This is a genomic window from Flagellimonas beolgyonensis, from assembly GCF_003992615.1.
Classification (GTDB): Bacteria; Bacteroidota; Bacteroidia; order Flavobacteriales; family Flavobacteriaceae; genus Flagellimonas; species Flagellimonas beolgyonensis.
The window spans coordinates 564,916-577,888 of the sequence record NZ_RZMY01000006.1; the positions used below are offsets into that span (position 1 = coordinate 564,916).

General features: G+C 44.5%; 17 protein-coding genes. 11 read left to right on the top strand and 6 right to left on the bottom strand.

The annotated features are described in order from the left end of the window. Positions 1 to 45: 45 nt before the first annotated feature. From EO131_RS06115 to EO131_RS06140, 6 genes are all read left to right on the top strand, one after another. Positions 46 to 624, top strand: a complete 579-nt coding sequence (locus tag EO131_RS06115; protein ID WP_127019926.1) for a collagen-like protein — start codon at positions 46 to 48, stop codon at positions 622 to 624. Between the two features lie 115 nt (positions 625 to 739). After that, positions 740 to 1,243, top strand: coding sequence for a peptide-methionine (R)-S-oxide reductase MsrB (msrB, locus tag EO131_RS06120; RefSeq protein WP_127019927.1), 504 nt, complete (start codon positions 740 to 742; stop codon positions 1,241 to 1,243). A 14-nt stretch (positions 1,244 to 1,257) separates the two neighbouring features. Further along, positions 1,258 to 1,662, top strand: coding sequence for a peptide-methionine (R)-S-oxide reductase MsrB (gene msrB, locus EO131_RS06125; protein ID WP_127019929.1), 405 nt, complete (start codon positions 1,258 to 1,260; stop codon positions 1,660 to 1,662). A gap of 7 nt (positions 1,663 to 1,669) precedes the next feature. Further along, positions 1,670 to 2,206 carry a DUF1572 family protein gene (locus tag EO131_RS06130; protein WP_127019931.1) on the top strand — a complete coding sequence of 179 codons (537 nt, stop codon included), beginning with the start codon at positions 1,670 to 1,672 and terminating at the stop codon, positions 2,204 to 2,206. Between the two features lie 121 nt (positions 2,207 to 2,327). Further along, positions 2,328 to 3,716: a dihydrolipoyl dehydrogenase gene (lpdA, locus tag EO131_RS06135; protein WP_127019933.1), complete on the top strand. Its 1,389-nt coding sequence runs from the start codon at positions 2,328 to 2,330 to the stop codon at positions 3,714 to 3,716. Between the two features lie 4 nt (positions 3,717 to 3,720). Next, positions 3,721 to 4,002 (top strand): DUF3817 domain-containing protein, encoded by a 282-nt coding sequence (locus EO131_RS06140; RefSeq protein ID WP_127019935.1) that lies wholly within the window; start codon positions 3,721 to 3,723, stop codon positions 4,000 to 4,002. Here EO131_RS06140 and aroQ read toward each other — a convergent pair. The 3 genes from aroQ to EO131_RS06155 all read right to left on the bottom strand — a co-directional run bounded on the left by aroQ (position 3,994) and on the right by EO131_RS06155 (position 5,544). Further along, positions 3,994 to 4,410: a type II 3-dehydroquinate dehydratase gene (aroQ, locus tag EO131_RS06145; protein WP_127019937.1), complete on the bottom strand. Its 417-nt coding sequence runs from the start codon at positions 4,408 to 4,410 to the stop codon at positions 3,994 to 3,996. The genes EO131_RS06140 and aroQ overlap by 9 nt on opposite strands. 68 nt (positions 4,411 to 4,478) lie before the next feature. Continuing rightward, positions 4,479 to 4,940, bottom strand: coding sequence for a hypothetical protein (locus EO131_RS06150; protein WP_127019939.1), 462 nt, complete (start codon positions 4,938 to 4,940; stop codon positions 4,479 to 4,481). Positions 4,941 to 5,016: 76 nt separating this feature from the next. Continuing rightward, positions 5,017 to 5,544 carry a hypothetical protein gene (locus EO131_RS06155; RefSeq protein ID WP_127019941.1) on the bottom strand — a complete coding sequence of 176 codons (528 nt, stop codon included), beginning with the start codon at positions 5,542 to 5,544 and terminating at the stop codon, positions 5,017 to 5,019. Positions 5,545 to 5,782: 238 nt separating this feature from the next. Here EO131_RS06155 and xerD point away from each other — a divergent pair, with 238 nt between their 5' ends. Continuing rightward, positions 5,783 to 6,679, top strand: coding sequence for a site-specific tyrosine recombinase XerD (gene xerD / locus EO131_RS06160; RefSeq protein ID WP_127019943.1), 897 nt, complete (start codon positions 5,783 to 5,785; stop codon positions 6,677 to 6,679). Between the two features lies 1 nt (position 6,680). Here the strand turns inward: xerD and EO131_RS06165 are convergent, their stop codons facing one another. Further along, positions 6,681 to 7,988, bottom strand: a complete 1,308-nt coding sequence (locus EO131_RS06165; RefSeq protein WP_127020083.1) for an NAD(P)/FAD-dependent oxidoreductase — start codon at positions 7,986 to 7,988, stop codon at positions 6,681 to 6,683. 100 nt (positions 7,989 to 8,088) lie between these two features. Here EO131_RS06165 and EO131_RS06170 point away from each other — a divergent pair, with 100 nt between their 5' ends. The 3 genes from EO131_RS06170 (at position 8,089) to EO131_RS06180 (ending at position 10,726) form a co-directional block, all read left to right on the top strand. Then, positions 8,089 to 9,516 (top strand): amidohydrolase, encoded by a 1,428-nt coding sequence (locus tag EO131_RS06170; RefSeq protein ID WP_127019945.1) that lies wholly within the window; start codon positions 8,089 to 8,091, stop codon positions 9,514 to 9,516. Between the two features lie 68 nt (positions 9,517 to 9,584). Next, the gene (locus EO131_RS06175; protein WP_127019947.1) at positions 9,585 to 10,079 is read left to right on the top strand and encodes an RNA polymerase sigma factor; all 495 of its coding nucleotides are present in this window, start codon (positions 9,585 to 9,587) and stop codon (positions 10,077 to 10,079) included. Positions 10,080 to 10,084: 5 nt separating this feature from the next. After that, positions 10,085 to 10,726 carry a hypothetical protein gene (locus tag EO131_RS06180; RefSeq protein ID WP_417935628.1) on the top strand — a complete coding sequence of 214 codons (642 nt, stop codon included), beginning with the start codon at positions 10,085 to 10,087 and terminating at the stop codon, positions 10,724 to 10,726. Here the strand turns inward: EO131_RS06180 and EO131_RS06185 are convergent. After that, positions 10,723 to 11,535 (bottom strand): lysophospholipid acyltransferase family protein, encoded by an 813-nt coding sequence (locus tag EO131_RS06185; protein WP_127019951.1) that lies wholly within the window; start codon positions 11,533 to 11,535, stop codon positions 10,723 to 10,725. The two genes, EO131_RS06180 and EO131_RS06185, sit on opposite strands and share 4 nt — an antisense overlap. Positions 11,536 to 11,571: 36 nt before the next feature. Beyond that, positions 11,572 to 12,213 carry an NUDIX hydrolase gene (locus EO131_RS06190; protein ID WP_127019953.1) on the bottom strand — a complete coding sequence of 214 codons (642 nt, stop codon included), beginning with the start codon at positions 12,211 to 12,213 and terminating at the stop codon, positions 11,572 to 11,574. A gap of 4 nt (positions 12,214 to 12,217) precedes the next feature. Here EO131_RS06190 and EO131_RS06195 point away from each other — a divergent pair, with 4 nt between their 5' ends. Further along, positions 12,218 to 12,934 (top strand): peptidylprolyl isomerase, encoded by a 717-nt coding sequence (locus EO131_RS06195; protein WP_127019955.1) that lies wholly within the window; start codon positions 12,218 to 12,220, stop codon positions 12,932 to 12,934. Positions 12,935 to 12,973: the final 39 nt, after the last annotated feature.

The window sequence follows — 12,973 nt, forward strand, 5'->3', positions numbered from 1 at the left end:
CTTGCAGAACAGACACAATTCAAGACAAATCAAAAATCCAAAATCATGAATAAATTAAATACAATTTTAGGAGCCATTATCGTTTTATTTACCGTTGCCTGTGAAGGTCCCCAAGGACCTCCCGGATTTGACGGAAGGGATGGACTCGATGGACTGGACGGTCTCGACGGCATTCAAGGACAAGTAATTGAAGTGGAGGGCGTAAATTTCGGATATGATGCCGTGAACAACCTGTACAGCACCTTGATCAATTTTTCGGATGTCACCAATTTTGAAGTATTTGAGTCCGATGCCGTATTGGTTTACCGACACGATGGGCTAATCGACCTTAATGACGGAACAACTGCCGATGCTTGGAGCCAGATTCCCCAAAACTATTTCTTGAACGAGGGGATTATCCAATATGTTTTCGCCCATACGTTCGTGGATGTGGAACTGTTCATCGATGGTAATTTTGATCTTTCGGTCCTTGACCCCGGATTTACCGACAATCAACTTTTTAGGATAGTGATCATTCCCAGTGAATATGCCGAAGGGTCCAAAATGGACATGTCCAATCTTGAAAGCGTAATGTCCAACCTCGGCATTACCGAAGAAAAAGTGATGAAGTTGAACCTCAACTAAATTCATTAAAAAACTGTAATTTAAAGTCCTGTTGTTTTTCGACGGGACTTTTTTATTTTTCACGTATTTTGTTAGGAAGCGTGCATTTTTACGTCCAAATAAATAAAAATCGAACATGGGAAAAAGATTGCTATTGATTGCCTTGGTAATCCTTACTGGATGCAAGGGCAATTCACAGGAAGTGAAAAAAGAAAACAAAAAGGAGAGCAAAAAAGAAACAGCCTACAAAGTTTCCAAAACCGATGCTGAATGGCGGGCCGAACTGACCGATATGGAATATTACGTATTGCGAAGGGCCGCCACCGAAAATGCATTTTCGAGTGATTTGCTGGATAACAAACAAAAAGGTACCTATGTTTGTGCCGGATGTGGCACCCCTTTGTTCAAAAGCGAGCACAAATTCGACTCTGGAACAGGATGGCCAAGTTTTGATCGCGAGATCAAAGGGAACGTAGCCTACGATGTGGATTACAAGATCGGTGTGGCCCGGACCGAGGAACATTGTGCAGTATGTGGAGGCCATTTGGGACACGTTTTTAACGACGGACCGCGAAACACGACAGGAAAGCGCCACTGCATTAACGGGGTTGCCTTGGATTTTATTCCTGACCCCAAATAATAACAACCCTAAAAATGGAGAAACAGTTCAACGTGCAAAAAACCGAAAAGGAATGGGAGGAACAGCTCTCCCGCGAAGAATACTATATTTTACGTCAGAAAGGGACCGAACGTCCCTTTACCGGGGAATTCAATATGCATTTTGAAAATGGCAACTATCACTGCAAAGGATGTGGCGCCAAATTGTTCGAAAGTGAACACAAATTTGAAAGCGGTTGTGGTTGGCCTTCCTTTGACCAAGCCGTGGAAGGTGCCATTGAATATATCCGGGACACCTCACATGGCATGATCCGTACCGAAACGGTATGTGCCAATTGTGGCGGCCATCTGGGTCATGTCTTCAACGATGGTCCACGTGAAACCACAGGTATGCGCTATTGCATCAACTCCATCAGTATCGGGTTCGAACCCGAGAATTGATTTACCCATGGATTTTTGGCAAAATTTTGTGGCCAGTGCCAACTTCGAGTTCCATCGGTACAAAACGTTGGGTGACAAAACCTTTGACCAATTAGGGGATGCAGACATCCATTGGACCAATGGGACCACCGATAATTCCATTGCCATCATCGTAAAGCACATGGTGGGCAACTTGCTGAGCCGTTGGACCCATTTTTTAACTGAGGATGGTGAAAAACCATGGCGTAATCGGGAAACGGAATTTGAAGATCCCTATCCGACCAAAAAAGAAATGCAATTGGCTTGGGACAAAGGTTGGCAATGTCTTTTTGATGCCCTGGAAAGTATTGACGCCACCAATTTTGACACCAAGATCAACATCAGGGGCCAAGAGCATACCATTGTGGAAGCCGTCAACAGGCAATTGGCCCATTATGCCAGCCACGTAGGACAAATTGTGCTGCTGGGCAAAATGATCAAAGGGCCGGATTGGAAATCTTTATCCATACCCAAAGGTGGTTCGGAAGCCTTCAACCAGAAGCTGTTCGGCAAATCACAGACCTGATTTCACAAACTATCCGATTTTTTGGTTTTTTTGAACTTGGGATTTGGGGATGGTTTTACGTACTTTTGCACCTGCTTGCCTCCGAGCAGGCTTCGAATCTAACAACTAAAATCAAGATCTAATGAGCAAGTTCGATATCATCGTTTTGGGTAGTGGGCCAGGCGGCTACGTTACTGCCATCAGGGCTTCCCAATTGGGATTCAAAACCGCCATCATTGAAAAGGAGAGCCTAGGTGGCATCTGTTTGAACTGGGGTTGTATCCCTACCAAAGCACTATTGAAATCCGCACAAGTTTTCGAATACCTGAAACATGCTGGCGACTATGGATTGAGCGCTGATAACGTGGAGCACGATTTTGGTGCCGTGGTAAAACGAAGCCGTGGTGTGGCCGATGGTATGAGCAAAGGTGTTCAGTTCTTGATGAAAAAGAACAAAATTGAAGTCTTAAACGGTTTTGGCAAGGTGAAGCCTGGCAAAAAAGTTGAGGTGAAGTCCGATAACGGCACAACAGAATATTCCGCCGACCATATCATCATTGCAACCGGGGCACGCAGTCGTGTATTGCCAAACCTTCCCCAAGATGGCAAAAAGGTAATTGGCTATCGCGAGGCCATGAGCCTGGAAAAACAACCCAAGAAAATGATTGTGGTAGGTAGTGGTGCCATCGGTATCGAGTTTGCCTACTTCTACAATTCCATGGGAACAGAGGTTACCGTGGTGGAATATATGCCCAACATCGTTCCAGTGGAAGACGAGGACGTGTCCAAACAATTGGAGCGAAGCTTCAAAAAGAACGGTGTGAAAATTATGACCTCTGCCGAAGTGACCAAAGTGGACACTTCAGGTGATGGGGTAAAGGCCACTGTAAAAACTTCCAAAGGTGAAGAAGTGTTGGAAGCGGACATCCTACTTTCCGCTGTCGGTATCAAGACCAATACTGAAAATATCGGTTTGGAAGATGTGGGCATTGCCGTGGATCGTGATAAAATTTTGGTGAACGATTACTACCAAACCAATATACCGGGGTACTATGCCATTGGAGATGTTACTCCTGGCCAAGCCTTGGCGCACGTAGCCTCGGCCGAGGGTATTCTTTGTGTGGAAAAAATTGCGGGCATGCATGTGGAAGCCTTGGATTATGGCAATATTCCCGGTTGTACCTATTGTACTCCCGAGGTAGCCTCCGTTGGATTGACCGAAAAACAAGCCAAGGAAAAAGGCTACGAAATCAAAGTGGGCAAATTCCCTTTCTCTGCCAGTGGAAAGGCAAAAGCATCAGGAAATGCGGATGGTTTTGTAAAAGTGATCTTTGATGCCAAATATGGTGAATGGTTGGGTTGCCACATGATCGGTGCCGGTGTTACCGACATGATCGCAGAAGCTGTGGTAGCCCGAAAACTGGAAACCACAGGGCATGAAATCCTAAAAGCTGTTCACCCACACCCAACCATGAGTGAAGCGGTAATGGAAGCCGTTGCCGATGCTTATGATGAGGTAATCCACCTATAACAGTATGCTAAAACTATTTCGGTCCACCGCCATATTGGAAGGAATCTCGTATTTGTTGCTTTTTGGAATGTCCATGCCATTAAAGCATTGGGCAGACATCCCGGAACCCAACAAATATGTGGGGTACGCCCATGGATTTTTGTTTATCCTCTATGTGGTGGTGGCCGCTGTTTTTTGCTGGGAGCGTAAATGGAACTTGAAACGGTTCGCTATTTTGTTTATCGCTTCCCTACTACCTTTTGGCACTTTTTATGCCGATAAAAAATACTTGAAAGTATTAGCCTAAAAAACTCTGGATGGCTAGGTCGTAGCTCTGTAGACCAAAGCCCAAGATAACCCCTTTGGCACCCGGTGAAATATAGGAAACATGCCTGTACGCTTCACGCTGATGGGTATTGGAGATATGCACCTCCACAACCGGCGTGTCAATGGCTTTAACCGCATCGCCAATGCCAACAGAGGTATGGGTGTATGCGGCGGCATTGAGGATAATCCCATCATATTCGAACCCGACATCTTGAAGCTTTCCGATAAGTTCCCCTTCTATGTTGGACTGAAAGTAGTGCAGTTCCACTTGCGGGAATTTGGACTGAAGTGTGGCAAAATAGTCTTCAAACGAAGTGCTGCCATATACTTCAGGTTCCCTTTTTCCCAAAAGATTCAAATTGGGTCCATTAATGATGATGATTTTCATGCGCTAAAAATACAATAAAAACAAAAGGACGGGCAAACCCCGTCCTGTAATAAACAATATTGTACAGTTTAGTCTATGGCAAACTGCAGTCCAAATCCGAATGCGGCCACCTGATTGTCCCCAACATCGCTCAACACAATGGAAGGGCGCCAATCAAAATTCAGCACCAACGGAACACCATCCACTTTAAAGTCGATACCCAAATGGGGCCTTAAGGCAAAAATATTATCAAAGTCCTTAATAAAAATAATGCTTGGACCAATCCCGGCATACCATCGCAAGCCTCTAGCACCTACAAATTGTTTGTGATAGGAATACAGAAACGTCACAATGGTAGCATTGTCCTCGAATCCCAGATCGGCCTGCCCCACATGATTATCTGAGAAGAAGTATTTCCCGGTGGCCCCAAAAAAGGTAGCTTCATCGTACAGGTCGATTCCCAAACCCAAAGCAGCCCTGTAGTTGGTTTGAGCCTTCACGGCCACATTACCCAATAGGACAATTGCAATAGCAAAAAGTAATTTTTTCATTTTACGTGTGATTAATGGTTAATATTCATGGTTTCAACTGCTAAGAATTGGGGTTATGAACAGTTAACTTTTAATCTTAGAACAAAAACAGTAGGCCCAAAGCCGCAATGGAAAAGCTTTCCCCATCATTGTTGATGTTTATATAGGAAACATTCAATTCCGTATTACCCGAAATGTTATAGCCAATTACAGGCCTCCAATAAAATCCCCCATCATTTCCCTCATTTACTCCAACAGCATAACCGACATCGGCACCCAGCTTAAAATTATACGTCGGATACAATCGCACTGCGGCAGCAACTGGAATTACTTGGTAATTATCGAAGCTACCTTCAATGGTTATATCGCCTACAGTAGCAGAATCCGTCTCACCAAAAGCATTGATAAAACCCGTAGCAATACCGACATCAAAAAGTTCGGACACCCCCCAATGGAAAGCCACATCCACACCCAAAGCAATTTTGGAAAAATCAGATAGATCACCCATGGGAATACCGGCCATTACACCAACTTTAGTACTACTTCTATCCACATATTGGGCAGTTACAGAGATGCAAAAGGCAAATACTGCCAAAACGGAAAAAATAATTCTCTTTTTATTCATTGTTAAGATTTTATTAAAACCTAACGCTCCGTATTGGGTTATAGTGCCTACCGCCCCCTCAAATTTGACCTGAACTTTGGTGTTTTAATACCCAACAAACATCTTCTTTCAATCAATTGGGGCGAAAATTATCCATTCCAAAATGGAAATGAACCGGTCATTTGACCAAAGCCCATTTTGAATTGACCAATGCATTTTCAAACCAATTTCCAAAGCCATTTGTAGCTATATTTGGCTTATGAATTGGCATCAGGCAATAGGCGATTACCAAAATTATCTGAAGATTGAACGAGGTCTTTCCAAAAACACGATCACCAATTATTCGCTGGATTTGGAAAAGTTGGTCGGCTTTTTGGAGGAAAAAGAAATTAATGCGAAGCCCGAGCAGATTGACAAGGAAACCATACAACAATTTGTGTATGAGGTGGCCAAAACCATGAACCCACGATCGCAGGCACGTATCATATCGGGATTAAAAGGTTTTTTCAACTACCTCGTTTTTGAGGATTATCGGCAAGACAATCCCTTGGACCTGATCGAGACGCCAAAAATTGGACGCAAATTACCGGACACCCTTTCGGTGGATGAAATCAACCAGCTGATCGGTGCCATAGATCTCTCCCGCGATGAAGGCGAACGAAATCGGGCCATTTTGGAAACCCTGTACGGCTGTGGTCTCCGGGTTTCGGAATTGATCAATCTCAGACTGTCCGACCTGTATTTTGAGGAGGATTTTATCTTGGTTACGGGCAAGGGCAACAAACAGCGGTTTGTTCCCATCAGCGATATCAATAAAAAATATATCAATATCTATCGAAAAGAGGTTCGGGTACATCTGGCCATACAAAAAGACCATGAAGATTTTGTATTCCTCAACCGAAGGGGCAAACAACTCACCCGGGCGATGATCTTTACCATCATTAAACAATTGGCGGAAAAAATTGGATTGCAAAAGAACATCAGTCCACATACCTTTCGGCACTCCTTTGCCACCCATTTATTGGAAAACGGGGCCGATCTGCGTGCCATTCAACAAATGTTGGGCCATGAAAGCATTACCACCACCGAGGTGTACATGCATGTGAACCGCAAACATTTAACGAAAGTCTTGAACGATTTCCACCCAAGAAAATAAATCAATCCTGCATCAGACCCCGGCGATCGACGCGATTTTGCTTTTTGAAGGGTCGGATAATCAAGCGGGCCTCACGATCAAATCGCACATAATTGTAAACCCAATTGATGAACACCACTACCCTGTTGCGGAAGCCAATCAAAAAATAGAGGTGCACAAACATCCACACGAACCACGCAAAAACGCCTTGGAACTTGAACTTGGGCAAATCGACAACAGCCTTGTTTCGACCAACGGTCGCCATGCTCCCTTTATCCTTGTACTTGAAGGGTTTCATGGGTTTTTCATCAAGAAGACGCACTAGGTTATCCCCAAGATTTCGGCCTTGTTGGATCGCCGGCTGTGCCATCATCGGATGTCCATTTGGAAACTCCTCGGATTCCATCTGGGCCACATCACCAATGGCAAATATTTCCTCAAACCCTTCCACTTGATGAAATTGGTTCACCTTCAATCGGTTGCCCCGACAAAGGATTTCCTTGGCATCCAATCCTTTGATGCCAACTGCTTGCACACCTGCTGCCCAAACCAAGGTATAGGTGTCAAAAATGGTATTTGTGTTGGTGGTCACCCGTTTACCATCATATTCGGCAACACGGATATTTTTCCAGACATTGACTCCAAGCCCCTCCAAAAATTGCTCCGCTTTTCTGGAGGCCACTTCACTCATGGCAGGCAGCAAACGGTCCCCGGCCTGCACCAAATTGATCTGTGCCCTTCGCGTATCCAGATCGGGGTAGTCTTTTGGTAAAATCCCCTTTTTGATCTCCGCCAACGCCCCTGCCAATTCCACTCCAGTAGGTCCACCGCCCACAATGACAAAGTTCATGAGAGCATCGCGTTCGTGAAGGTCGTCGGTTAAAAGGGCTTGTTCGAAATTTTCAAGAATCAGGCTTCGAAGGTTCAGGGACTGGGGTATGGTCTTCATCGCCATCCCCATGGTTTCAATGCCTTTGTTTCCAAAAAAGTTGGTTTCCGACCCAGTGGCCAAAATCAGATAGTCATAGGAAATTTCTCCGATATTGGTCAATACCCTTTTGCCTTTGGTATCAATCTCCTCTACATTGGCCAACCTGAAGTAGAAGTTGGGATAGCCCTGCAACACTTTTCGAATGGGATAGGCAATGGAATCTGGTTCCAACCCACCTGTGGAAACTTGGTAAAGCAATGGCTGGAAGTTATGGTAGTTGTGCTTGTCCAGCAAAACGACCTGGGCATCTTTGTTTCTTAATTTTTTGGCCATGGCAATACCGCCAAAGCCCCCTCCTATAATGACAAATCTAGGGAAACTTGATTGTGGAATATTCATGCTCGACATGTGTGCAAATTTACGCAATACGCGGTTGGTGATACTATTTTGGGGTAGGTTTTTTAGTATCTTTAAAACCTAACTCAAAAATAACCTTACAATGAAAAAATTTCTCCCATTGGGAGCCCTGTTACTTCTTGGGGCTTCTTCCCTTGTGGCTCAAAAAAGCAAGGAGGACGTAATGAAGGCGCTTGATTCCAAAGCAGAAACCTACGGCACCATCGCCCATACCATTTGGGACTATGCCGAAATGGGCTATTTGGAAGAACAAAGTTCCGCCTTGTTGCAGGAAACCCTTGCAGAAGAAGGCTTCACCATAACCAAAGGCATTGCCGGTATCCCAACCGCCTTTAAGGCGGAATATGGATCGGGCTACCCTGTAATCGCCATTTTGGGAGAATTTGATGCCCTACCGGGATTATCCCAACAAGCCGTACCTGAAAAACAATCCGCTGGAAAAGCTGCCGGCCATGCCTGTGGCCACCATTTGTTTGGAACGGCCTCTTCCGCTGCGGCCATTTCCGTAAAGGATTGGATGACAGCCAATAAAATCAAAGGCACCATCCGTTTTTATGGCTGTCCTGCCGAGGAAGGTGGTTCCGGAAAAGTATATATGGTTCGGGAAGGTGTTTTTGATGATGTGGACGTGGCGCTGCATTGGCATCCAGGATCCGCAAATGCGGCCAGTGCAGGTGCAGCCTTGGCCAACAAATCAGCTAAATTCCGATTCCATGGAATTTCCGCACATGCCGCTGGTGCCCCAGATAAAGGGCGTTCCGCGTTGGATGGTGTGGAATCCATGAACATAATGGTGAACATGATGCGGGAACACATCCCACAAGATGCACGTATCCATTATGTAATCACCGATGGTGGCAAGGCACCCAATGTGGTTCCCGATTTTGCTGAAGTTTATTACTACGCTAGACACGGAAGCCGCGATGTGGTTGTCGATATTTTTGACCGTATCGTAAAAGCAGCCGAAGGCGCGGCCCTTGGAACAGGTACCACCATGGATTATGAAATGATCGGGGGAACCCACGAATTATTGCCCAACCTTACCGTTCAAAAAATAATGTACGATAATTTGGTGAAAGTGGGTGGTGTAAGTTACAATGAAGAAGAGAAGGCTTTTGCTGAAAAGATTTCAAAAACATTGGGCAAAGAAACATTGGATTTGGCTACCGCCGAAAACATTCAACCTTATAAGGAAACTGCACGGGCCTACGGTTCCACCGATGTGGGCGATGTAAGTTATACCGTCCCCACTGCTGGATTGGGAACTGCTACTTGGGTACCCGGAACACCAGCCCATAGCTGGCAAGCTGTAGCTGCCGGTGGTATGAGCATTGGCACAAAGGGTATGATGGTTGCTGCAAAAACCTTGGCCCTAACTGCCATGGATATATTTAAAAATCCAAAAACCGTTGAAGCTGCCAAAGCCGAATTGGAAGAACGACGCGGAAAGGACTTTAAATACGTTCCCATGTTGGGCAACAGACCACCAGCGTTGGATTACCGCAAATAGTTTTATTGGACAGTGTAACAAATTCAACTTTATTCATACCAATAAGGTAAACTTACCAACCTTTATTAGTGAACAAAGAACTGGAACATCGTTTTGTGACGGAACTTGAGAACAATCAAAACATTGTTCATAAGGTGTGCAGTCTGTATACCAACGACAAGGATTCCCATAACGATTTGTTCCAGGAAATTACAATACAACTTTGGAAAGCATACCCAAAGTTTCGGGGCGATGCCAAGTTCAGCACATGGATGTACCGTGTGGCCCTGAACACTGCGATCACGTTGTACAGAAAATCCAAAAAAAGGGTGCAGACCCAGGATTATGACTCGGTCATCTATAAAATTAAGGCCAAAGATTATGACGATACCGAGGAAAAACAGCTCAAGCTGATGTACGATGCGATCAAACAGTTGGGCGATATCGACAAGGCATTGGTATTTCTGTACCTTGAAGACAAGGACTATACCGAGATAGCCGAAACTTTGGGTATTTCCGAAGTAAATGCAAGGGTGAAGATGAACCGAGTGAAGAACAAGTTAAGAACCATACTAAATCCGTAGTTATGATGGATGAACTGGAGCTTTTGAAAAAAGACTGGCAAAAAAGGGAAGCGAACCTTCCCAAATTGTCCTATGAACAAATCTATAAGATGATCTGGAAAAAATCATCTTCCATCGTCAAATGGATATTTTACATCAGTATTATTGAATTTGTGTTTTGGGCGGGCATCAATCTTATTTTCAATGATCCAGAATCCATACAAGAGCTGAAAGACCTCCACATCCATAAAGTAATCATGGTGCTGAATTTTATCAATTATGGCATCATACTGTACTTCATTTTTAAGTTCTATACCAATTACCGAAAGATTTCCTTCACCGATTCTTCCAAGAAATTGATGAAGACCATTCTGGGTGTCAAGCGGACCGTTACCCAATATGTTTGGTTCAACCTGATCATCTTTACCACCTATTTGATCATCAACATGTACGGAGTGCTCCTATACGGTCCCGAAGGCAAGGAAATTGTGGAAGCGGCAGCGCATAATGGCAATGCCACTGCTTTTTGGGCCATGGTGATTGGAATTTCCATAGTCTTTACCGCCGTGATCCTTTTCTTGATCTGGCTGTTCTATAAGCTGTTATATGGAATTTTGCTTAAAAGGCTCCGACAGAACTACAATGATCTGAAAAAGTTGGAAGTCTAATTTCCCTTGTAGCTGTAACGCCTTTTTTGGTTTTCCTCTTCGTAAGCCAACAATTCTTCTTTTGGAATAACCTTTAGGAATGACGGATGTTGCTCAATGGCATATTCCAATTTTTCCAAGATGGCCTCAATGGATTCGTTATCGTAGTCAATATCCAAAGGTTCCTTGATGTGCATGGATTGCAGAATACCCTTCTTTTTTACACGAAGTCCTTTTTTATCGAAAGATCGTCTAAATCCGTCGATTACAACCGGGACCACAACGGGCTTGTATTTTTTGATGATGTGGGCCGTACCTTTTCGCAACGGTTTCCAAGGTGTAGTGGTACCTTGGGGGAACGTGATTACCCAGCCATCGTCCAAGGCTTTCCCAATGTTGGATATATCACTGAATTTCACCTGTCGATTCACCTCCTGCCCATCGGCACGCCAAGTACGCTCTATACTAATGGACCCCGCGTAGGCCAAAATCTTGGTGAGCAGACTCTTTTTCATGGTTTCCTTGGCCGCCACATAGTAAATATTCAATTTGGGATTCCAGAGATAGCCAAGGTTTTTAATGGAATCGTCCCGACCCTTCAAACTGGCATTGAACACATGGAACATGGCCACCACATCGGCAAAATAGGTTTGGTGGTTGCTTACAAAGAGTACATTGTTCTCTGGAAGGTCCCTGATGATCTGGGAGCCCTCAATTTCCAACGTATTGAACCCTTTGTATCGCTGATGCGTCATCATCCCGGCGATTCGAATCAGCCAACGTTTCAAAAACAAAATATGGCCAAACGGATTTTTCTTGAACAGACCCATAAACGAAAGATTGACTGCAAATTTACAAAATAGCCGTTAAAGCGCTTGCTGTAAAAGTTCCCTGATTTCACTCAACATCATGGCTGTGGCACCCCAAACGGTGTAACCATTTAATCTATAAGCAGGTACGTTAATATTTTTCGCATAGGAAGTGCTCAATTGTTCCATGATCAAGTTGCCTTCATCCAAAAATTCCATCAAATTGACCTCAACAATACGTTCCACTTCCTGTTCTTCACGCACAAAAGGTTGCGGATTTGGATACAGCCCCATGAAAGGACGCACCAAAAAATTGCTGGGCGGGATGTACACCTCGCTCAACTCCTTGATCACTTCAATGGCGCTCGGCTCCACACCCACTTCTTCGTGGGTTTCCCTCAAAGCGGTTTCCAATAGGTCTTTATCGGTTAGTTCCTCTTTTCCGCCAGGGAAGGCAATTTGGTTGGAATGGACACCTTCATAAGCCTTTCTCAAGATCAAAAGCAACCGGGTCTTCTCCTGAAAGTCGGGATAAAAAAGGGCCATGACCCCTGCACGCTTCGGATTCACATCGGTAATCTTGTTCTCCTTCAACCATTGTATCCGAAGTTCCGGGGACATTTTATGATGGGAATACTCCCCAGGAAGTGGCAGATTTTTTAATTTTAAAGCGAGTTCGTAAAATTCTTTAAAATCCATACTGTTGAGACTAACGGCTATACCTGCAAGTTTACTTTTATTATTATTTGTTTCCTGTGGAGAATCTACTAAAAAAAGTAATGACAAAGTTGAGCAAAAAATCACAAAAACGGATACTTTATCCCAAATAGAACAGGATACCACCGAAGTCGCGGAAGTGGAGAAGGACACTTTTCGGCTGACCGAGGAGAATGCCATCGATTTCTTCTTCAACTATACCAAAGACTTGAAGAAAAACAAGGTGAAGATCACTACCACTATGGGCAGCTTCACTGTGGAACTGTATGATGATGTGCCCTACCACAAGGCCAACTTCATCTACCTGGCCCGAAAAAAATATTTTGATAGCACCCAGTTTCACCGTATCGTAAAGAATTTTATTATTCAAGGCGGTAATTCGGACGACCGGCGTACCGCAAGAAAACGTTCAAACATCGGAAGATACCTATTGCCTCCGGACGCCAAGAAAGGATACAAACACCATCGGGGCACCATATCGATGCCGAGTAGTGAACGGGACAATCCGCACAAACTAGCATCGCCTTACGAGTTTTTTATCGTGGTGACCGACCCGGGCTCTTACCACTTGGATGGTTCGTACACACCGTTCGGCAAAGTAATCTCCGGAATGGATGTCGTGGACAAGATCAACCAGGTACCTGTTGGGGATGGCGACTGGCCGTTGAAAAATATTTACATCCTTAAGGCCGAGGTGTTGTGACCGTATCAAAAAAAATCTAATTTAGATATGAACGGAAAA

What these genes read in the sequence shown, in the direction of transcription:
- EO131_RS06165 (WP_127020083.1), bottom strand. Translation starts at nt 7,988, where the DNA reads ATGAATATTCCACAATCAAGTTTCCCTAGATTTGTCATTATAGGAGGG.
- xerD (WP_127019943.1), top strand. Translation starts at nt 5,783, where the DNA reads ATGAATTGGCATCAGGCAATAGGCGATTACCAAAATTATCTGAAGATT.
- EO131_RS06190 (WP_127019953.1), bottom strand. Translation starts at nt 12,213, where the DNA reads ATGGATTTTAAAGAATTTTACGAACTCGCTTTAAAATTAAAAAATCTG.
- EO131_RS06180 (WP_417935628.1), top strand. Translation starts at nt 10,085, where the DNA reads ATGGATGAACTGGAGCTTTTGAAAAAAGACTGGCAAAAAAGGGAAGCG.
- EO131_RS06155 (WP_127019941.1), bottom strand. Translation starts at nt 5,544, where the DNA reads ATGAATAAAAAGAGAATTATTTTTTCCGTTTTGGCAGTATTTGCCTTT.
- msrB (WP_127019927.1), top strand. Translation starts at nt 740, where the DNA reads ATGGGAAAAAGATTGCTATTGATTGCCTTGGTAATCCTTACTGGATGC.
- EO131_RS06185 (WP_127019951.1), bottom strand. Translation starts at nt 11,535, where the DNA reads ATGGGTCTGTTCAAGAAAAATCCGTTTGGCCATATTTTGTTTTTGAAA.
- EO131_RS06130 (WP_127019931.1), top strand. Translation starts at nt 1,670, where the DNA reads ATGGATTTTTGGCAAAATTTTGTGGCCAGTGCCAACTTCGAGTTCCAT.
- aroQ (WP_127019937.1), bottom strand. Translation starts at nt 4,410, where the DNA reads ATGAAAATCATCATCATTAATGGACCCAATTTGAATCTTTTGGGAAAA.
- EO131_RS06150 (WP_127019939.1), bottom strand. Translation starts at nt 4,940, where the DNA reads ATGAAAAAATTACTTTTTGCTATTGCAATTGTCCTATTGGGTAATGTG.
- EO131_RS06140 (WP_127019935.1), top strand. Translation starts at nt 3,721, where the DNA reads ATGCTAAAACTATTTCGGTCCACCGCCATATTGGAAGGAATCTCGTAT.
- lpdA (WP_127019933.1), top strand. Translation starts at nt 2,328, where the DNA reads ATGAGCAAGTTCGATATCATCGTTTTGGGTAGTGGGCCAGGCGGCTAC.
- EO131_RS06170 (WP_127019945.1), top strand. Translation starts at nt 8,089, where the DNA reads ATGAAAAAATTTCTCCCATTGGGAGCCCTGTTACTTCTTGGGGCTTCT.
- msrB (WP_127019929.1), top strand. Translation starts at nt 1,258, where the DNA reads ATGGAGAAACAGTTCAACGTGCAAAAAACCGAAAAGGAATGGGAGGAA.
- EO131_RS06115 (WP_127019926.1), top strand. Translation starts at nt 46, where the DNA reads ATGAATAAATTAAATACAATTTTAGGAGCCATTATCGTTTTATTTACC.